Origin of the sequence: Lacticaseibacillus saniviri JCM 17471 = DSM 24301, assembly GCF_001311785.1 — a bacterium.
In the GTDB taxonomy this organism is placed as follows: domain Bacteria; phylum Bacillota; class Bacilli; order Lactobacillales; family Lactobacillaceae; genus Lacticaseibacillus; species Lacticaseibacillus saniviri.
In genome coordinates, this window is sequence record NZ_BBBX01000004.1 from 1 (window position 1) to 18753 (window position 18753).

15 protein-coding genes, 1 other RNA gene, 8 pseudogenes, 1 riboswitch and 1 other annotated feature are annotated in these 18753 nt (G+C 48.5%); of the genes and pseudogenes, 20 read left to right on the plus strand and 4 right to left on the minus strand.

Translation table 11 applies throughout. From position 1 onward, the window contains the following. Positions 1 to 454 precede the first annotated feature (454 nt). From JCM17471_RS03220 to rplL, 3 genes are all read left to right on the plus strand, one after another. The gene (locus JCM17471_RS03220) at positions 455 to 775 is read left to right on the plus strand and encodes a DNA ligase-like domain-containing protein (protein ID WP_054776801.1); all 321 of its coding nucleotides are present in this window, start codon (positions 455 to 457) and stop codon (positions 773 to 775) included. 38 nt (positions 776 to 813) lie between these two features. Then, positions 814 to 933, plus strand: a sequence feature (ribosomal protein L10 leader region). Positions 934 to 962: 29 nt separating this feature from the next. Continuing rightward, the gene (gene rplJ / locus JCM17471_RS03225) at positions 963 to 1469 is read left to right on the plus strand and encodes a 50S ribosomal protein L10 (RefSeq protein WP_054776802.1); all 507 of its coding nucleotides are present in this window, start codon (positions 963 to 965) and stop codon (positions 1467 to 1469) included. A 40-nt stretch (positions 1470 to 1509) separates the two neighbouring features. Continuing rightward, on the plus strand, positions 1510 to 1878 hold the full coding sequence (rplL, locus tag JCM17471_RS03230; protein ID WP_054776803.1) for a 50S ribosomal protein L7/L12: 369 nt from the start codon (positions 1510 to 1512) through the stop codon (positions 1876 to 1878). Between the two features lie 57 nt (positions 1879 to 1935). Here the strand turns inward: rplL and JCM17471_RS03235 are convergent, their stop codons facing one another. Together JCM17471_RS03235 and JCM17471_RS03240 are read right to left on the minus strand one after the other, a co-directional pair. Then, on the minus strand, positions 1936 to 2319 hold the full coding sequence (locus JCM17471_RS03235) for a sunset domain-containing protein (protein ID WP_054776804.1): 384 nt from the start codon (positions 2317 to 2319) through the stop codon (positions 1936 to 1938). Beyond that, positions 2319 to 2696, minus strand: coding sequence for an SLAP domain-containing protein (locus JCM17471_RS03240; RefSeq protein ID WP_054776805.1), 378 nt, complete (start codon positions 2694 to 2696; stop codon positions 2319 to 2321). The genes JCM17471_RS03235 and JCM17471_RS03240 overlap by 1 nt, the downstream gene beginning before the upstream one ends. A gap of 216 nt (positions 2697 to 2912) precedes the next feature. Here JCM17471_RS03240 and mprF point away from each other — a divergent pair. Both mprF and JCM17471_RS03250 read left to right on the plus strand, forming a co-directional pair. Further along, positions 2913 to 5539: pseudogene (gene mprF, locus JCM17471_RS03245) on the plus strand (bifunctional lysylphosphatidylglycerol flippase/synthetase MprF). After that, positions 5536 to 6132, plus strand: coding sequence for a class I SAM-dependent methyltransferase (locus JCM17471_RS03250; RefSeq protein WP_054776806.1), 597 nt, complete (start codon positions 5536 to 5538; stop codon positions 6130 to 6132). The pseudogene mprF and the gene JCM17471_RS03250 overlap by 4 nt, the downstream one beginning before the upstream one ends. 36 nt (positions 6133 to 6168) lie before the next feature. Here JCM17471_RS03250 and JCM17471_RS03255 read toward each other — a convergent pair whose 3' ends face one another. Continuing rightward, the gene (locus JCM17471_RS03255) at positions 6169 to 7020 is read right to left on the minus strand and encodes a helix-turn-helix domain-containing protein (protein WP_054776807.1); all 852 of its coding nucleotides are present in this window, start codon (positions 7018 to 7020) and stop codon (positions 6169 to 6171) included. A gap of 98 nt (positions 7021 to 7118) precedes the next feature. Here JCM17471_RS03255 and JCM17471_RS03260 point away from each other — a divergent pair, with 98 nt between their 5' ends. From JCM17471_RS03260 to JCM17471_RS03310, 12 genes and pseudogenes are all read left to right on the plus strand, one after another. Further along, positions 7119 to 7610 (plus strand): nucleoside deaminase, encoded by a 492-nt coding sequence (locus JCM17471_RS03260; RefSeq protein WP_054776808.1) that lies wholly within the window; start codon positions 7119 to 7121, stop codon positions 7608 to 7610. Positions 7611 to 7651: 41 nt separating this feature from the next. Beyond that, positions 7652 to 7738: signal recognition particle sRNA small type (gene ffs / locus JCM17471_RS13290), an RNA gene on the plus strand. A 139-nt stretch (positions 7739 to 7877) separates the two neighbouring features. Then, positions 7878 to 9562: pseudogene (gene dnaX / locus JCM17471_RS03265) on the plus strand (DNA polymerase III subunit gamma/tau). Positions 9563 to 9581: 19 nt separating this feature from the next. Then, the gene (locus tag JCM17471_RS03270) at positions 9582 to 9887 is read left to right on the plus strand and encodes a YbaB/EbfC family nucleoid-associated protein (protein ID WP_054776809.1); all 306 of its coding nucleotides are present in this window, start codon (positions 9582 to 9584) and stop codon (positions 9885 to 9887) included. A 16-nt stretch (positions 9888 to 9903) separates the two neighbouring features. Continuing rightward, positions 9904 to 10502 (plus strand): annotated as a pseudogene (recR, locus tag JCM17471_RS03275) (recombination mediator RecR). A 20-nt stretch (positions 10503 to 10522) separates the two neighbouring features. Next, positions 10523 to 10741, plus strand: coding sequence for a DUF2508 family protein (locus JCM17471_RS03280; protein ID WP_054776810.1), 219 nt, complete (start codon positions 10523 to 10525; stop codon positions 10739 to 10741). 403 nt (positions 10742 to 11144) lie between these two features. Further along, a pseudogene (gene tmk / locus JCM17471_RS03285) lies at positions 11145 to 11785 on the plus strand (dTMP kinase). Positions 11786 to 11824: 39 nt separating this feature from the next. Beyond that, positions 11825 to 12154, plus strand: coding sequence for a cyclic di-AMP receptor DarA (gene darA, locus JCM17471_RS03290; RefSeq protein ID WP_054776811.1), 330 nt, complete (start codon positions 11825 to 11827; stop codon positions 12152 to 12154). Between the two features lie 2 nt (positions 12155 to 12156). Further along, on the plus strand, positions 12157 to 13116 hold the full coding sequence (gene holB, locus JCM17471_RS03295) for a DNA polymerase III subunit delta' (RefSeq protein ID WP_054776812.1): 960 nt from the start codon (positions 12157 to 12159) through the stop codon (positions 13114 to 13116). Between the two features lie 5 nt (positions 13117 to 13121). After that, positions 13122 to 13460, plus strand: coding sequence for a DNA replication initiation control protein YabA (locus JCM17471_RS03300; protein WP_054776813.1), 339 nt, complete (start codon positions 13122 to 13124; stop codon positions 13458 to 13460). Beyond that, positions 13460 to 14319: pseudogene (gene rsmI / locus JCM17471_RS03305) on the plus strand (16S rRNA (cytidine(1402)-2'-O)-methyltransferase). Before JCM17471_RS03300 ends, rsmI begins: the two are co-directional and overlap by 1 nt. Before the next feature lie 144 nt (positions 14320 to 14463). Further along, on the plus strand, positions 14464 to 15108 hold the full coding sequence (locus JCM17471_RS03310) for an acyl-[acyl-carrier-protein] thioesterase (protein WP_263849401.1): 645 nt from the start codon (positions 14464 to 14466) through the stop codon (positions 15106 to 15108). Positions 15109 to 15630: 522 nt separating this feature from the next. On the opposite strand, the pseudogene JCM17471_RS03315 reads toward JCM17471_RS03310, so the two are convergent. Then, positions 15631 to 16559, minus strand: a pseudogene (locus JCM17471_RS03315) (asparaginase). 113 nt (positions 16560 to 16672) lie between these two features. Between JCM17471_RS03315 and mgsA the strand changes: the two are divergent. From mgsA to tsaB, 3 genes and pseudogenes are all read left to right on the plus strand, one after another. Next, positions 16673 to 17082, plus strand: a pseudogene (mgsA, locus tag JCM17471_RS03320) (methylglyoxal synthase). Between the two features lie 84 nt (positions 17083 to 17166). Then, positions 17167 to 17260: riboswitch (THF riboswitch) on the plus strand. Positions 17261 to 17296: 36 nt separating this feature from the next. After that, positions 17297 to 17824, plus strand: a complete 528-nt coding sequence (locus JCM17471_RS03325) for a folate family ECF transporter S component (protein ID WP_054776814.1) — start codon at positions 17297 to 17299, stop codon at positions 17822 to 17824. Positions 17825 to 18016: 192 nt separating this feature from the next. After that, positions 18017 to 18737: pseudogene (gene tsaB, locus JCM17471_RS14400) on the plus strand (tRNA (adenosine(37)-N6)-threonylcarbamoyltransferase complex dimerization subunit type 1 TsaB). The last annotated feature ends 16 nt before the right edge of the window (positions 18738 to 18753 follow it).

An 18753-nucleotide genomic window follows, 5' to 3' on the forward strand; every position in this document is an offset into this window, starting at 1 on the left:
TAAACTGATGGGCATCGTTGGCAGCCTTATGTTTTAGTTGGATGTCAGATCAAATAGGTTAAGCACAGTAATTAATGATAAGCCCGTGACAACGCTGTTTTAGCTGGATGTCAGATCAAATAGGCTAAGCATTATCGAAGACGGGGGAATGCCATAGCTGTCATTCTTAATTGGATGGTTGGAAGCGGCAGAGTTGTGCAGCCTTGGCAACATTGAGTATGACCTGTGAATTTTGTATTGACTTAGAGTAAACACAAAATGGTTTTAACGAGAGAAGGGCCAGGACACGATTTGATATAATACTATAAGAGTGGTATTATAGCTAGAATATGTTCATTAGTGTAAGTGTTTTAGATGAATGTCAGATCATTGAGGAACCACGGACTCTTTTTGGGTTCCGTTTATATTTGTACCTACTTACACTAATAACATTAAAAAGGAGATGTTAAAGCTTTTGTATGATTTAAATGGACATAAAGTGAGACTGATTGCAGCGAAAAATAGCAATGGTTTTCTATATGTCGCTCAGTATCTCGTTAGCGATAATGTGGTAAGTGTGGTGACAAGTAAAGAAAGTCTGATGACTGCTTATTGTCACTTAGAGAAAGTGATAGAGAACGGGGGCGGTAAGCAGGATTGGCAAGCAAAACGACTGCGGCTTGCGCTGGCTTCTTATTCGTTGAAACGTTCCTGCTTTCTTCTCAAACTCAAGCCAAATTATGCATACCAATTAATCGCGCGGTATAAAATCAGGTTGCCACCCAAATTAAGATAACGACTTGCTTTTAAGTTTGCCTCATGGTATATTACTCCTTGTGTTAATTCACTCTACCTAAGACTCAGGTGGCGAAAGCCTTAATATCCTGCCGAGGTGGTATCAGATCGTTAGATACCTCTATGTCTTGGTGGGCATGGAGTTTTTTATGCAGAAAACTTCAACCAAACTACAGGAGGTGAAACAAATGAGTGAAAAGATTATCGCACAAAAGGCAGAAATCGTTAAAGGCGTATCTGAACAATTCAAGAACGCAGCTAGCGTTGTTGTTGTTGACTACCGTGGTTTAACTGTTGCCGAAGTGACTGACTTACGTAAAGAACTCCGTGACAACGGGGTGAAGATGGAAGTTATCAAGAATACTTACTTACGTCGTGCCGCTGACGCCAATGGCTACGAAGCACTTGACGAAGTATTCGCAGGTCCTACTGCTGTTGCATTCTCTGACGAAGACGTTGTTGCGCCTGCTCGCATTATGGCGAAGTATGCGGATCAATTCGACGCATTAGAAATCAAGGGCGGGATCATTGAAGGTAAGGTTGCTAGTCTTGAAGAAATCATGGCACTCGCGAAGTTACCAGATCGCGATGGCATGCTCTCAATGCTGTTATCTGTACTTCAAGCACCTGTTCGCAACGTGGCTTACGCTGTCAAGGCTGTTGCCGACAGCAAGGACGAAGAACCAGCTGCATAATAATTTACAGCTATACATTTAAAAATTGGAGGAAACAATTATGGCATTAGATACAAATGCAATCGTTGAACAACTCAAAGATGCTTCCATCCTTGAATTGAACGACTTAGTTAAGGCTATTGAAGAAGAATTCGGTGTTACTGCTGCTGCTCCTGTTGCAGCTGCTGGTGCTGCTGGTGGCGATGCTGCTGCAGCTAAGGATTCATTCGACGTTGAATTGAGCGAAGCTGGCCAAGAAAAGGTTAAGGTTATCAAGGCTGTTCGCGAAATCACAGGTCTTGGTTTGAAGGACGCTAAGGGTCTTGTTGACGGCGCTCCTGCAAACGTTAAGGAAGGCGTGGCTGAAGACGAAGCTAACAAGATCAAGGAAACTCTTGAAGCTGTTGGCGCAACAGTTACTCTTAAGTAATTTCAGCCTACCAAAAAGGTGCGACACGATTTGATTCGTGTCGCACCTTTTTTGTGTTTAACGCTTAGATTGACGATAGCCAGCTGCGATTGCGCTGGCAGCGGAACTGAAGCGGACCACATTAGCGTTGCTAACTCTATAGTTACGCTGACGAGGCAAGTGGAAGATCATTGAGGAACGGTCCCCGATGATACTACTTGCACCTTGCGTGTTCGTGTAACCTGAGAGGTTGGTTGCGGGATGTGAAGCGGCGGGTGCTTTTGGAGCGCTAGGCTTTGGTGCTAATCCCATTTGCACATAAGTGCCTTCAATCCATTGGTTGGTGCCAACACGATACCAGGTCTTGCCGGCAGCCACACTCGTTGCGGTGTATTGCCATGAAGTGCCGTTCATCAGATACTTAGCGGGTTTAACCGCTGCACCGTTGGGTTGTGTACGCACTAAGACACCATAACCCGGTTTGTAGGTGATATGTAGCGTGCCTTTTTAGCGGTGATTGCAGGGGCGGCATTACCTGTTTTCGCATAGGTACCCTCTACCCATTGATTAGTTCCCAACTGATACCAAGTCTTACCGTTGACTTGCTTGATCTGGGAGAACTTCCACTTGGTGCCATCTTTCAAGATGCGGCCCTTGATTGCTTGGCGACCTGTGTTAGGTGAATTCCAGAGTGCCACACCGTACCCAGGCACATAATGAATGGTGATGACGCCACTAGCAGCGCCTACCTGTTGGGCAACGGATTGGCCGCCAACAGCGAGTCCCAATCCTAAGCCGAGTGCTAAGACCCACTTAGCAAAACGTTTGTTCAATGTCATTTAATCTCCTCCTTTTAGATAGATGAATTATATCATAAATACAATCGAATGATAGCGTTGAGCGCGTGATTTGATGCGCCATAGTGGACCGTTAATATGCCGGCAAAACGCACAACTAACAGGGCGACACACTAACACTTTTGTCATACGGGTGATCTGACCTGCGTTTTGTTACCATTATAGATATAATAGAGAGAATGAAATGGAGGATTTTCGATGAAAGCAGCTTGGCACCGTTTGACTCAATTTGTTAAGCAGCATTTGACTGCATTGAAGGTATTGTTTGTATTATCCGTCCTAGTCTTCGTCATTATCGAGCTCGGTCGCATCAGTAAAGATCTGAATGGTGAGGCCGTCAAGGCGAGCCTGGCCAGTCAGGGGCCACTCTCGTTACTGCTGTTGACGGTACTCGGAATCTTGGCCGTAACGCCGATGCTCAACTATGATTTCACCATTACCGAGTTATTGCCCGGGGAATACAAGCCTTGGTATATTGCCAAATCGGGTTGGATTGTTAACTCATTTACCAATATTGCCGGATTTGGTGGCTTTTTGGGAGCAAGTTTACGCGCCAATTTCTATCACGAAAAGGCGACACAAAAGCAAATTCTGTTAGCCATCTCAAAAATTGCCCTGTTCCTGCTTGCGGGCTTATCACTCTGGTCACTGGTCAGTTTGGTGCTCATCTATGGCTTCGGTATCGGGCGAGCGTTCAGCCAATATTGGATTTGGTTGGTCGGTGGCGCCGCTTATTTCCCATTATTGATGATTGTGAGTCACGTGCGTGATTCGGCATTTTTGCGGACATGCCATTTAAACGCGAGTTGCGGCTGACCATTGGCTCCTTCTTTGAATGGGGCTTTGCGGCTGGCTTCTTCTTGTTGATTGGTTCTTTCTTAGGCGTTAAAGCGGATTTAGCGGCCATTCTACCCGCATTCATGGTGGCCAATGTCTTAGGTGTGGTTTCCATGGTGCCCGGTGGGTTAGGGTCCTTTGATGTCTTCATGATTTTGACATTGGGGCAAATCGGTATCGATAGCAGCTTGGCCGTGGTCTGGCTGTTGTTCTATCGGTTGTTTTACTACGTGATTCCATTCATCATTGGTGCCGTGCTCTTTGCTCAAGACGCCGGGAAGAAGCTCAACGCCTTCCTGGAAGGATTACCACTGCAAGTCTTGCGCAAGGTCGCACACACGGTTCTGGTGGTGTTCCTGTACTTCTCAGGCATCATGCTCCTGTTGCGCGGAATTGCACCTGATCTCGCCTTCAGGAATCAAGTGTACGTCCAGTTGTATCCATACACCTTCTTCTTTTTGGATCGGGTCACCAATATTCTGATGGCCTTCTTGATTCTCGGCTTTGGTCGGGGGATTGCCAGCAAGGTCAAGCGCGCATACTGGCCGACGGTGATTATGTTGGTCGTTGCGATTATTGCCTCAATCAAAGAAGATAGCAGCTTACGCTTTATTATTTTCTTAGCGATTATTGTGGTGGCGGTTGTGTTGACGCGTCAAGAACTGACCCGCGATCGCCTGGACTTCTCGTGGGGAACGCGCCTGATTGACTGGGGTATCTTTGGCACCACATTCCTGTTCTATGCGATCTCTGGTTTCTACAATGCGCCGGCCATTCACCACAAGCGGATTCCGGAAGTCTTCTTATTCCCATCAGAAAGAATTTGGTTGACGACACTGGTGGGAGTCTTGGTGGCTGCGGCAACGCTCTATTTGATCTATTGGTACCTTTCACTGCCAACGACAAACCTGAATGACGGGTTTGATGCCAAGCGAATTGCCGCGGTTATCGACGAGTTTGGCGGCAATGAGGTGAGCCACTTGGCCTACACGCGTGATAAGTCGATTCACTTCTATCGCGAAGATGATCACGACCAAGTCTTCTTCCTTTATCGCAAAAAGGCTGATAAACTGATTATCATGGGTGAACCGTGGGGAACCCGGATAAGATTGTGCGGCGGTGGTCGATTTGATGACACTGGCCGACAAGCAGAATCTAAGTCTGGTGTTCTATGAGATTTCGGAACAACTCACCATGCAGTTGCACGAATACGGTTTCGACTTCCTGAAGTTCGGCGAAGAGGGTTATGTTGATGTACAGGCATTCACATTGGCGGGAACCAAGCGCAAGGGTGAACGTGCCCTGATTCATAAGTTTGAACGCGAGGGCTATACGTTCAGTTGGCTGGAACCACCATTTGATGAGGCCACATTGGCATCCCTCAAAGCGGTGTCTGATTCATGGCTGGAAGCCGGCCAGAAAAGGGCTTCAGTCTAGGCTTCTTTGACCAGTTCTACCTCAATCAATCACCGGTCGCCGTTGTGAAGAATACCGATGGCCAGATTGTCGCGTTTGCCAATGCAATGCCGATGCTGAAAGATCAAATTACCAGTATTGATTTGATGCGTTCGAGTGACGATGCGCCATCAGGGATTATGGATGAGGTCTTTGTGAACTTATTCTTAGAGGCCCAAGCAGCGGGTTACCAGCGGTTTGATCTGGGCATGGCACCACTGGCGAATGTCGGGACATCCAAGTTTGCCTTTATTGAAGAACGAATTTTCCACCTGATTTATGAGTATGGTTATCGCTTCTATGGCTTCCAAGGCTTGCGGTCATACAAGAATAAGTATGTCACTGAGTGGTTACCTAAGTATGTCGCTTACCAACGTCGTCATTCACTCTTGTTCATCATGATCCAAATCATGACCGTGGTGAATCAAAAAGTGATGGCCAAGTCGCAACTGGGCTTCTTCCAACAACGACTCGCCAAAGTGAGCCTGAGTGCACTGAATTTGAGCAGTAAGAAAGAGGACAATAACGAATGAATCATTACTACACCAATGATCCCGATCTGGAACACGATGAGCACCAATTTGATTTTGAATTAGCGGGCAACCGGCTGCGTTTTACCACAGATAGCGGTGTGTTTTCGAAGCACACGATTGATTATGGCAGCCGCGTGCTGATTGAAACCGTGATTGCATCAGACCTGCCAGCAGGGGCACTGTTGGACGTTGGGACCGGCTATGGCCCCATCGGTCTGAGCCTGGCCAAACATTTTGGCGACCGCAAAATCACGATGACGGATGTCAATCAGCGGGCGCTTGGTCTGGCTACGCGCAACGCTGATGCTAATGATGTGAAGAACGTGACGATTCTGGAATCGGATCGCTATTCAGCTGTGACAGGTGACTTCGGCGTGATTGTCACCAATCCACCGGTTCGTGCTGGGAAAACGATTGTGACGGACATTATTGCCGGTGCCGATGCACATCTCAGCGAGGGCGGTCAGCTTTTTGTGGTGCTCCAGAAGAAACAGGGTGCGCCATCCGCATTGAAGTTGATGCGCGAGGTCTACAGCGAAGCAGATGTCATCAAAAAGGATCGCGGGTATTATATTTTGCGAGCGATCAAGTAAGCTTGTGATACAAAAAACGGCCAGCTGGCCGTTTTTTTAGTGGGTTGATTCTTGATGAAGCACAAGGAGATAACAGAAGACCAGGTCATCCATTTGTCGCAAAGAAAAGCCGGTGAGGTCTTGAAACTTGTCGAGTCGATATTGCAGTGTGTTACGGTGTAGATAGAGTGCTTTGGCAGCTGAACTGAGGTTGCCTTGATGATTGTACAATGTTGTGATGATGGTCAGGTAATCGTCATCCAGTGCGGCGAGGTCCGCCGTCAGTTGCGTCAAAATCGGGCTCGTTGGGCGATGGGATTGGGTGTAAAAACGCAACGCCTGATGTTGCAGCGTGGTGACGGGGCGGGTATGGCTCATCGCGGCCAGCGCCTGTTCCTCGTGAACGATGGCAACGAGTTGCTGATTGACGGCCCAAAAATGACCGACATATAAGCTGGTTTTGGTATAGAGCTCACCGTCAACGGTTTGAATCATGCCGTCGAGATCGTCGAGACTGGGATTGGTGCTGGTTTCTTCCTCAATGATGACACCGTGTGTGGCGTCAATAAAGTAACTGGTGACCGTCTGCGTGAATAATTCTTGCAATGCGGCCAGCCAACTCGCAGAACTGGCTTGCGCTTGAGCAAAATCAACAGTAAAGTAGATAAGACGAACCGGATGTGCCATTTGCGGGGCAGCCGCGTTAGCATTCAGGAATTGATACCAGGGATTGTGATTCTCGTGATTGCCGTTGAGTGCTGTTAATAGCGCAGATTCACGCGAGGTTAGATCGTGCGTGGGAATCGCAACCTGTTTGGTATCGACACTGAATACCACGCTATCGATTGGAAATGGCGGCTGGGTGATCAGTGTTGGAAATAATAATTGAAGTTCAGCGAGTGACGGCATAGACATTGCTCCTTTGATTGACCAATTGACTTGCCTTTATTGTAACATTTCCGCCAAAATAGTCACCGCGATAAGACGTCCAATGAGAGGTGAAAGACATGGCATTGCCACAGATAGAAATCGATTATTATATGGGATTAGCGCTGGAAGAAGCGCGTGATGCCATGGCCATTGGCGAAGTGCCGATTGGTGCCGTCATCGTCAAGGATGGCGAGATTATTGGTCGTGGCCACAATTTGCGCGAACACAGCCAAAATAGTCTGTTGCACGCTGAAGTCTTGGCGATTGAAGAGGCGTGTGCCACCGTGGACTCATGGCGCTTAGAAGGGGCCGATATTTTTGTCACCCTGGAACCTTGTCCCATGTGCGCGGGTGCCATCATTAACAGTCGGATTCGCAGTTGTTACTATGGGGCGGCTGATCCCAAGGCGGGTGTGGCCGGCTCATTGCTCAATCTCTTGACCGACACGCGCTTTAATCATCAAGTTGACGTGATTTCTGGTGTGCAGGCGGACAAGAGTGCCAAGCTACTCAAAACTTTTTTTTGGCAATATTCGCAAAAACGCAAAGCTGCTAAAAAGAACGGGTAGCCAAATGCGCGCACATGTCGTATAATAGATTTTGCCGAAAGGCCTTGAGGCAATGGCGGCTTTCCGAATCGTGTCAGGTCCGGAAGGAAGCAGCACTAAGGTAGGTTCTCCATGTGCCTTAAGTTTTTAAGTCAATCATCTAATCGCGTGTCGATTAGTTAAAAAGTTGAGAGGTGTCGTTACAAAACTCATGAGGTTTTGTGGCAGCGCCTCTTTTTTCGCGCAGATATGTTAAACTGGATAGAGCGAAAAGAAAGGATGCTAGTGGTGAGTTATCAAGCCTTATATCGGGTCTGGCGCCCGCAAACCTTTGCTGATGTCATCGGGCAAGGGGCGGTCACTCAGACCTTAAAAAACGCCCTGATGACGGGGCAAACCAGTCACGCTTATCTGTTCACCGGGCCACGGGGGAACGGGGGAAGACCAGTGTTGCTAAGATTCTCGCCAAGGCGTTGAATTGTGAACACTTGGTCGATGGCGAACCGGACAATACCTGCCCTATTTGTTTGGCAATCAACGCTGGCAGTCTGACGGATGTGATCGAAATCGATGCGGCCTCTAATAATGGGGTTGATGAGATTCGTGACATTCGCGACAAGGCCAAGTACGCGCCAACAGAGGCCAAGGTCAAGGTCTACATTATCGATGAAGTCCACATGTTATCCACCGGTGCGTTCAACGCATTGTTAAAAACACTGGAAGAGCCACCGGCACATGTGGTTTTTATTCTGGCCACGACGGAACCGCAAAAGATTCCGGCTACCATTATTTCTCGGACGCAACGGTTTGATTTTCGGCGCATCACAACACATGACATTGTGACTCACCTCGAGCAAGTGCTAGATGAAAAAGGGGTCACGTATGATGATCAAGCGCTGACGATTGTGGCTAAAGCCGCTGAAGGTGGCATGCGGGATGCCTTGTCGATTCTCGATCAGGTGCTCTCGTTTAGCGATAATCACGTCACCGCGGATGCGGCACTGGACGTCACGGGTGGGGTCACCACTGCACAGCTTGGCGCCTATCTCAACGCGGTGAGCCAAGGCGAGATTCCTGAAGCGCTCAAGATTGTGACGGCCCTCTTAGATCAAGGTAAAGATGCCGGTCGTCTGATCGAGGACCTCATCGCCTATTGCCGTGACTTGTTGGTTAATCAGCAAGCACCGGCACTGATGGACGAAGTTGAATTGAGTTTGATGGACCAACAATTCACCGACTTAACGCAAGCCATTGCGGCCCCTACGCTCTATCACATGATTGATGTCTTGAATCAGACGCAACAACAATTACGGCTGACCAATCATCCTGAAATCTATCTGGAAGTGGCGACCATTCAATTGGGTCAACCGACACCAGAAGTGACGCAGGCAGCACCCGTATCAACGCCAGCGCCAGATACGCAGGAATTGGATACCCTGCGGCAACAGATTGAAATGCTCAGTCAACAGATTCAACAAGGGACCCCAGCACCAGCGAAACCGAAGCCACGGGCGAAGGCAAAGCCGGTCAAAATCAATAAACACGAGATTTATCCGATATTGGGGGCGGCAACCAAACAAGACTTGATTAATCTCAAAGAGATTTGGCCAGACTTGTTGAACATGTTGAGTGTGACCAAGCGGGCGATGATGAAAATCAGTGAGCCAGTCGCCGCGAGTCCCGATGGCGTGATTGTGAGTTTTGATTATGATATTCTTGTGGAACGGGCGATGAAGGATGCCGCACTGATGACCGAGTTGACCTCTGGCCTTGAACGACTCACGCAAAAGGCGTTCAAGATTGTGTTGGTGCAAACCGATGAATGGCCTAAGATTCGTAAGCAATACCTCAAGGAAGAGGGCGCGCCACAACACACCGCCGCTCAACCTGAGCCAAAAACAGATCCGGTGGTGGACACCATCACCGCGATGTTTGGCAGCGATGAACCCAATGTTTCAATTAAAAACGACTAAATGAAAAGGAATGATGATAATGCGTGGAATGGGTAATATGCAAGGCATGATGAAAAAGGTACAAAAGATGCAAAAGGAAATGGAAGCTGCTCAAGGTGAATTAAATGCAGCCGAATTTACTGGGACATCTGCATCTGATATGGTGACCGTGACCTTTACTGGTGACAAACATATGAAGGATATCGCGATTAAGCCAGAAGCCATCGATCCCGATGATCCTGACATGTTACAAGATTTGATTATTGAGGCCGTTAATGCGGCAATGACACAGATTGACAGTGAAACCCAAAGCAAGATGGGCAAGTACACCCAAGGGTTAATGTAAGAATTGGAGTTGAAACATGCAATATCCAGAACCGATTGCGAAATTAATCGATAGTTATATGCGGCTGCCCGGTATTGGGAACAAAACAGCAACGCGCTTAGCTTTTTTACCATTGACATGAATCAAGATGACGTCGATCAATTCGCGAAGAGTCTGGTCGCCGCCAAGAAGGATCTGCACTACTGCAGTATTTGCGGCAATATCACGGATGAAGATCCGTGCGAAATCGATCGTGACCAGACGCGCGACCAGAGCCAAGTGCTGGTGGTCGAGCAGGTCAAGGATCTGATGAGTATTGAACGCATGAACGATTACCATGGCTTGTATCACGTGCTACATGGGGTCTTATCACCTATCGAAGGTTTGGGGCCAGAAGACCTCAACATCGAAAGCTTGATCAAACGCCTGCAGACCAATGAAGCCATCAAAGAAGTGATTCTTGCGACGAATGCGACACCAGAAGGGGAAGCAACCGCCATGTATTTGGCTCGGTTGATTAAGCCCGCTGGCATCAAAGTGACGCGCTTAGCTCACGGCTTAGCGGTCGGCAGCGATATCGAGTACGCGGATGAAATGACCTTACTCAAAGCGGTTGAAGGCCGAACAGAACTGTAACGAATAAAGGAGTGCGACGCATGTTTGGGCGAACAAAGCATCAGTTAAAAACACAAGCGGATCAACAGTTGTTGGAAGATATTGAAGAGGCCCGACTGCAGATTCGATTGAAACGTGATTTGATGACACAGATGACCGACACGGATGAACAACTCAAAATGAGTCTGTTGATTCAACAAGGCATCTTTAACTTTTGTATCACCAAGCCCGGGTGCGCCAAGTCTCGCCCAAGCAGGTAGCGGCAATCACTGCCCAGCGCATGAATCGTGATTATTAATCGAAGTGTGACAAGAAGAAACTGTGACAAAAGGCGGTTTGAGAACAAGGATTTGAAACAATCCATTACCGTGTTTGAACTCGCAACAACTTGTGCCCAGCCTGGTTCGTTATTGGCCAATACCGCCAATTAAACGAACCTATACTGGTGCTCAGTTGCTGAGCGCGAGTTCAAACACTTTCTGTTAATCGGAGTTCTCAGCCTTTTGGAACGCGATTAGTCTCAATTGCTCGCAAATCTAATAAAAGGGGTGCGACAAAACTTAGTTTTGTCACACCCCTTTGTTGGTGAATTTGAATTAACAGTTTGCAAGCCTTTAGAATTCCAGTAGACTAATGGTAGACTTAAGAAAAGAGGAAATGGTTGTGGCAGGAACATTTATTACGGTTGAAGGACCAGATGGCGCAGGGAAAACCAGCGTGCTGACCCAACTGCTTCCCCAATTGAAACAACATTTTAATCAACCTGTGATTTTGACCCGCGAACCTGGTGGCGCGAAGATCTCTGAGAAAATTCGGGATGTGATTTTGAACCCTGAATTCACTGAGATGGATGCGCGCACCGAAGCATTGCTCTACGCGGCATCACGTCGCCAACATCTGGTCGAAGTGATTCTGCCAGCATTGGCGCGCGATGAAGTAGTGGTCTGTGATCGGTTTGTGGATAGTTCAGTGGCTTATCAAGGCGGTGGTCGTCAATTGGTGAAGAAGCTGTTCTCGCGATGAATCAATTCGCAACCGGCGGCCTGAATCCCGATCTGACGCTGTACCTAGATGTGCCGGTTGAAGTGGGACTGGCCCGTATTCGCCAGCACCGTCAAAATCAATTTGATCGCCTGGATCAAGAGACCGTTGAATTTCATCAGCGCGTCTCGGCAGCCTACCAGCGTTTGCTGGCGGCTAATCCAGAGCGCATCATCGCCATCGATGCGACGCGTGAATTAGCAGAGGTCACTGCAGAATGTCTGGCGGTCCTCAAAGCTAAATTACCCGCACTGTGGCAATAATAACGACGTAGCGTGTGTTCAAAACAAGGAGGAATCATCATGAAACTTGTGCTTGCGATTGTTCAAGATAAAGATAGTAACGTGTTGAGTAGTGAATTTATTGATGCCAATATTCGCGCCACCAAGTTATCGACAACCGGTGGCTTTTTGAAGGCGGGTAACACGACCTTCATTATTGGGATTGAAGACGAACGGGTGCCAGAAGTGCTCGATATCATCAAGTCAACCGCCCAGACACGGGAACAGTTTATGACCCCACCCGTTAATCTGGATGCGACATCGGACAGTTCAATGGCCTACCCAATTGAAGTGCAAGTCGGTGGTGCCACCGTCTTTGTCATGCCAATTGAAGCTTTCCATCGGTTCTAAGCATGTTACCCATTGAAACCACGCAAACGCGGGTGATTACGCAGTTCAAGCGCGTGATTGCGGCTGACCAGCTGAGCCAGTCCTATATCTTTGCTGGCCCCGCGGGGGTGGGCAAGATGCAGGTGGCTCAGTGGTTAGCGATGCGGTTATTCTGCTTGAATGTGCAAGACGGTTCCCCATGTGGCGAATGTGCTGAGTGCCAACGCATCCTGAGTCACAATCATCCGGATGTGGTGACAATCAGCACGGAAGACAAAACCATCAAGGTTGATGCCATCCGTGAGCTCAAGCAAGAGATGAGCAAGTCTGGGATGGAAGGCAATCAGCGTGTCTTCATCATCAATGATGCAGACAAAATGACAACAGGAGCCAGCAATAGTTTGCTGAAGTTCTATGAAGAACCCGTTGCCAATACACTTGTGATATTATTAACGAGTGCAAAGAATCGTTTGTTGCCTACTATTTTGAGCCGAGCGCAGATGATTACCTTCTTACCAGCGGATGCCAGTCGCATTGAGGCGAGTCTGGTCGATGAGGGGATTGCGCGCAATGTGGCCCGGTTTGCGAGTCGCATGGCCAATGAGCCAGCACAGGCTTTGGCGCTCGCCCAAGATGAGGCCTTCAATGCCCAACTCACAGCGGTTGATCAGTTATTGAACAAGGTCGCCAAACGTGACTTGGAGGCCTTCATCCAGGTGCAGAGCCAGCTGTTGCCGATTGCCAAAAACACCACTGATCAGGCCCAGTTGTTGACCCTAATTGCATTGACCTATCAATTAGCGATGCGTCATCACTATCAACTCAATGAGATTGAAAGCGGTGCGGTCAACGCCCTGAGTCAGCAGTCGGGTGCCCAATTAGCGGATCAAACCGCAGCTGTTTTGGTCGCGCAACAACAGCTCGATCAAAACGTCAGCTTCCAGTCAGATTTAGAACAACTCATACTAAAATTAATCGGGTGAATCCTGTGGATAAGAAAACACTGTATGATAGCTTCACGACGCTTGAAGGCGACTTACAAAAGACGGTCCAACAAATCCAGCGACTTCAAAAAGAAATGGCTGAGATTGTTGAACGCAATGCGGAACTTGAAATCGAGAATCGCCATTTGCGTGAACACCTTCAAGAGATTCAAAAGGCACCGGATGACAAGTCAACGGGTGCCGTTGAGCTATCCAAATCAAAATTAAACTTAGAAAATCTCTACGAGGAAGGGTTCCACGTCTGCGCGATGTTTTACGGTCAGCGCCGCATTGACGATGAAGCCTGTGCCTTTTGTTTAGATATCATTTATGGGGAACGTTAATGCAACGACAATCCAGTTTTAAAAATAGTACCGGTGGGGCACTCTATTTGGTGCCCACACCCATCGGTAATCTCGATGATATGACTTTTCGCGCAATCGATGTGTTGAATCAGGCCGACCTCATTGCGGCCGAAGATACACGCAATACGCAAAAATTACTGAATCATTTTGAGATTGAAACCAAACAGATCAGTTTCCACGAACATAACACCCAGCAACGCATTCCCGAATTGATTGCGCGGATGCAGCAGGGCGAGACCATCGCGCAAGTGAGTGATGCCGGGATGCCGTCCATCTCTGACCCCGGCCACGAGCTGGTGAATGCGGCCATTGCGGCTGATATTCCGGTTGTGCCATTACCCGGTGCCAATGCGGCCACAACGGCATTGATCGCATCAGGCTTAGCGCCACAGCCATTCATGTTTTATGGCTTCTTGCCCCGCAAAGCCGGTCAGCAGCAACAAGTGTTAAACGAGCTGAAAAATGAAATGCAGACGATTATTTTTATGAATCGCCACATCGACTGGGTAAGACATTAGCGGCGATGCAAGAAGTGCTCGGTGATCGCCAAGCGGTATTGGCGCGTGAACTGACCAAGAAGTTTGAAGAGTTTATTCGCGGCTCACTGTCGGAATTGACGACTTATGCCAATGAAGATGCCCGCGGTGAATATGTGGTGCTCGTTGCCGGCAAAACACCCGATGCATTGCCCGACTTGAGCTCGGACGACGACCTCAAACAAGCGGTGGCGGATGCCGTGGCGGCAGGCAATAAGCCTAACGACGCCATCAAAATGATCGCCAAGCAACACAATATCAAGAAACAAACTGTTTATAATGCCTATCACGAAATTAACTAATAAGCGTTGGCTGGTTTGACCACCTGTGCCGAATCGGATCGCGTCATAAGGAGCAATTGTCATGGAATATAGCGAGCAATACCGGGTGCCATTCTTTTTGGGACGACAAAGGGCACCATCAGCCTGAGCACACTGGTGAATATCATGTTGCTGACATCGGAACATCAACTGGACGAACACGATGCGGGCGTGCCAGCCTTAGCAGAGTTGGGTGCCGGTTGGGTCATCACCCAGTACCACATCACGGTGAACCGGATGCCAGAGGTTGAAGAGCTGGTGGAAGTCGGTACGGCAGCGCGCAGTTACAATCGCTTCCTGACTTATCGCGATTACTGGATCAATGATGCAGATGGCAATCGTCTGGCAACTATTGAGGGCACATGGGTCATGATGGACCTCGAAACGCGCAAGTTGTTGCCAATCAAGGCGGAAATCGTTAATCGTGTGGGTGCTGAAGAAGCGACTACGGTCAAGCGATTCCCACGCATCCAAAAGATTGAAAATGAAACGATTCGGGCCCCATATCGCGTCCGCTACTTTGACATCGACAGCAATGGTCATGTAAACAATGCCCATTACTTCGATTGGATGGAAGACAGCCTGGGTGCGGAATGGTTGCAGCAACACGAATTGGTCAGCATCGACATTCGCTATGAACGCGAAGTCGCTTACGGCGATGAAACACCGATTGCGGTGGCCGAACTGGTCAGTGAAACCGAAACGCGCCACAAGATTATGAGTGGCGACGTTGTGAATGCGGAAGCGCAAATGACGTGGCGTAGCTTGTAGCAAAAAAGCTGTGACTCAAGGCGTTTTGAGAATGTAATTAGGCTTTATTGTTTGGAAATATAAAAAATGAAGTTGTGACAAAAGACGCTTTGAGAATGAGGATTAACAGGGATTGATGATAAAGCCTGAACTTAGGCTTTGAATCAATCCTAGTTAACCGGAATTCTCAGTCTTTTGGAACACGATTAATCTATTTTGTTCGGAAATTGAAACAGGGGGTGTGACAAAACATAGTTTTGTCACACCCCCTGTTTTACGTTCGATTGTTACCCGGCGCTGTTCGCACTTTAAACGCGCTCACCCGCAATGCCTGTTCCGCCTGACAATGCCAGCGACAATCATACAAACCATGATTGAATCGCTGGCGCCGTTAGTGCTCACAGACAAACCTTGCGGCTTCATCTATAGACGTGTTCTCAGCGCCAACAATCTCCGTCTAACTCACTTTTCGCCCATGGCAAAATCGCCATGGTACTCAAAGTCTGTTAGTACTCGATTGTTACCCGGCGCTGTTCACACTTTTTAGCTAATTGCGTTGTCCACGTAATGTGCCAATTCGCTGCCTGTCTTGCCGTTGCTCAGGCCGACAATCAGCTTGATCCGTGCCTTTTGCCCATTGAGCCCCTGACAGAAGATAACACCCATCTTCTTGAGTTGGACGCCACCGCCCTCATAGTCGTAAACATCTTCGGCCACACCGTTGAAACAACGAGAAACCAAAACAATGGGAATATCGCGTTCGATCAATGACCGGATGCCAGGCAGTGTTGCAGGTGGTAGATTGCCGGCACCAAGCGCTTCAATCACGACACCATTGGTCGATTCAGGTAAGACTTCAAACAAGGCGCTGTCCATCCCCGCATAAGCCTTCAACAGGAAAACATTTTCAACCACGTGATCGATATTGACAGCCTCTTGGTTAATCAGTTCTTGGAAGAACCGAACACTATCTTTGTGACCAAGCCAACGGGGCCAAAAGTAGGGGTCCGGAAGGTGGCAACGTTTGTGGTGTGAGTCTTGGTGACGTATCGCGCCGTGTGAATTTCATCGTTCATCACGACTAAGACACCCTTGCCGCGCGCACCTTCACTAGCGGCTGTTTGGATGGCACTCTTGAAGTTGTATAGTCCATCAGAACCGATTTCGTTGGATGACCGCATGGCACCAGTAATCACGACCGGAATGTCTGAGCTGATGGTGAGATCTAAGAAATAGGCGGTCTCTTCCAGCGTATCGGTTCCGTGAGTGATGACCACGCCATCCATGCCGGTTGCTGCGGCTTGCTGAATGCGCTTGGACAGTTGTAACATGAGTTCAGGCGTTACATGGGGTGAAGGCACATTGAAAATTTCTTCAGTGGTCAGCTTGACCCGGCCGTTCAAACTGAGGTCGGCGTCAAGCAATGGATTGCGCTCACTGGGCGCCACTGAACCGGATGCATCTGCCGTCATCGAGATGGTGCCACCGGTGTGTAATACCAAATATTTTTCATGACTTTTTTCCTTTCGTATCCGTCGATATTACTAGCTTAACAAATCTTTTCACTTTGACAAGGAGGACCCACATGAAAATTGCATTAATTGCGCACGATGAGAAGAAACCAGAGATGATTCGCCTCGCTACTGCCTATGAGCCCATTTTGAAACAACACGATTTGGTGGCGACGGGTGCGACCGGCGAACAGATCATGGACAAGACAGATCTCACGATTGAAGCGGTCAATGGCGGCCCCTATGGTGGGGATCAACAAATTGGGGCAATGATTGCCAAAATGAGATCGATCTGGTGATTTTTCTCCGCGACCCGCTGACTGCACAACCCCATGAACCAGATGTGAATGCCCTCATTCGTCTGTCAGATGTGTTTGGGGTGCCATTAGCGACCAATATCGGTAGTGCTGAAGTCTTGTTGCGCGGGCTTCAAGCGGGCTTTATCGATTGGCGTTCGCTCAAACCACATGAGCCGAAATATTAGTTTAATATGTGAACTTTATTTGATTTTGTACAACTGACTTTATTTTCTGCAAGGGTGCGCGTATAGTGAAGGAGTACCAAAAATAGAGGAGTAGGAATTAGCGCGTAAGTGCTGGTGGAACGGAATGTGAACACCGGACGAAAGCTGCAGCTGCGATGCTAGTTCCGCATTCGCCGATTTTATTGAGGCGTCTCCGCAAAAGGGGATTGTCATTATGCAAACACTCAGTTTTTCTAGTACCAAGTTGTCGGTCAAGAATACCGTCATCATGGGCTTGTTGATCGCGATGAATCTGATTCTCGCGCGTTTCACGGTTGGGCCTGCCTTTGTGAAGGTAAGTCTGGTCTTTATCGCCACGATCATGATGGGGTACATCTTGGGTCCTTGGTGGGCAGCAGTTGCCGCAGCGCTGGCTGATCAGCTCGGGATTTTAATCACGGGCGGGATGAATTTTCCAGGGTTTACGCTGTCGGCTGCCATCGGTGCCTTTATCTACGGGACCTTCTTCTACAAGCAGAAGGTGACCGTGGGCCGCACCTTTATCGCCGTCTTCTTGGTGATTCTCATCAGTAATGTCATTCTAACCACGATATGGCTGAATATGATGGGAACACCTTGGCAAGGAATTATCGGCATCCGCGTGCTCAAGAATGCGATTGTATGGCCCATTCAGTCCATCGTCGCTTATCTGGTCTTGAAGCAGGTTGAACGGATGCGACCACAACTCCATCTGGATGAATAACAATGCTTTGAATCGAGTCGATTAAATAGTGGGACAGTGACTAGCGCTTGCGCTGATGGCTGTCCCTTTTGTGTTGCATCATGATTACGCTTTATGACGCTGCGTTGTTCTACCATAGACTCAGCGCTTCAGCTGGACGGCATCTTGTGGTAAACTAGAGCCACCTTATTTGGAAACGGAAGTAATCTATTTATGTATATCTTGGCACTGGAAACTTCGAATCAGGCGATGAGTGTTGCCGTTATGAATGATCACGATTTGCTGGGTGAAATCACGATTAATCGGAAACAAACGCACAGTCAGCAATTGATGCCAGCCATTGAACAATTGATGGCGGCCAGTGCGCTGACCCCTGAACAACTCGACCGCATCGTTGTCGCGGATGGCCCAGGATCGTACACGGGGATTCGGATCGCGGTCACAACAGCGAAGACGTTGGCTTACACGTTAGAAAAAGAGTTAGTCGGCATTTCGAGCTTGGCGGTGTTAGCCGCCAATGTTCGCCGGACCGACGCGATAATCGTGCCACTCATGAACGCGCGCCGCAATCAAGTATTTGCCGGCGGCTATCAATGGCTTGACAACAACTGGTCAATGTGCTCAATGATCGGCACATTGACGTCCCGACATTGCTAGACGAGCTGGTTGCCCTCAAGCAACCTGTTATTTTGTGGGGAGTGACGTGGCCATGTTTGGTGACCAAATTCGGACCACTATGGGCGAACAGGCCACACTCGCTGACGCCCTGACTGGGATTCCCAGCGCGGCTCGCTTAGCGGAATTAGGAATGAATGAAAAGTCTGTTTCCGTCTTTGATTTTGTGCCGCGCTACTTGCGGTTGACCGAAGCGGAAACAACATGGCTCAAGACACATGACGAACGAGGGCATCGACCTTATGTGGAGAAAGTTTAAAACTTGGTTGGAACCG

Excerpts from the sequence above, each read along its gene's own strand:
- holB (WP_054776812.1), top strand. The coding sequence starts at position 12,157 with ATGTTACCCATTGAAACCACGCAAACGCGGGTGATTACGCAGTTCAAG.
- rplL (WP_054776803.1), top strand. The coding sequence starts at position 1,510 with ATGGCATTAGATACAAATGCAATCGTTGAACAACTCAAAGATGCTTCC.
- rplJ (WP_054776802.1), top strand. The coding sequence starts at position 963 with ATGAGTGAAAAGATTATCGCACAAAAGGCAGAAATCGTTAAAGGCGTA.
- JCM17471_RS03250 (WP_054776806.1), top strand. The coding sequence starts at position 5,536 with ATGAATCATTACTACACCAATGATCCCGATCTGGAACACGATGAGCAC.
- JCM17471_RS03240 (WP_054776805.1), bottom strand. The coding sequence starts at position 2,696 with ATGACATTGAACAAACGTTTTGCTAAGTGGGTCTTAGCACTCGGCTTA.
- JCM17471_RS03280 (WP_054776810.1), top strand. The coding sequence starts at position 10,523 with ATGTTTGGGCGAACAAAGCATCAGTTAAAAACACAAGCGGATCAACAG.
- JCM17471_RS03310 (WP_263849401.1), top strand. The coding sequence starts at position 14,464 with ATGTTGCTGACATCGGAACATCAACTGGACGAACACGATGCGGGCGTG.
- darA (WP_054776811.1), top strand. The coding sequence starts at position 11,825 with ATGAAACTTGTGCTTGCGATTGTTCAAGATAAAGATAGTAACGTGTTG.
- JCM17471_RS03260 (WP_054776808.1), top strand. The coding sequence starts at position 7,119 with ATGGCATTGCCACAGATAGAAATCGATTATTATATGGGATTAGCGCTG.
- JCM17471_RS03270 (WP_054776809.1), top strand. The coding sequence starts at position 9,582 with ATGCGTGGAATGGGTAATATGCAAGGCATGATGAAAAAGGTACAAAAG.
- JCM17471_RS03325 (WP_054776814.1), top strand. The coding sequence starts at position 17,297 with ATGCAAACACTCAGTTTTTCTAGTACCAAGTTGTCGGTCAAGAATACC.
- JCM17471_RS03255 (WP_054776807.1), bottom strand. The coding sequence starts at position 7,020 with ATGCCGTCACTCGCTGAACTTCAATTATTATTTCCAACACTGATCACC.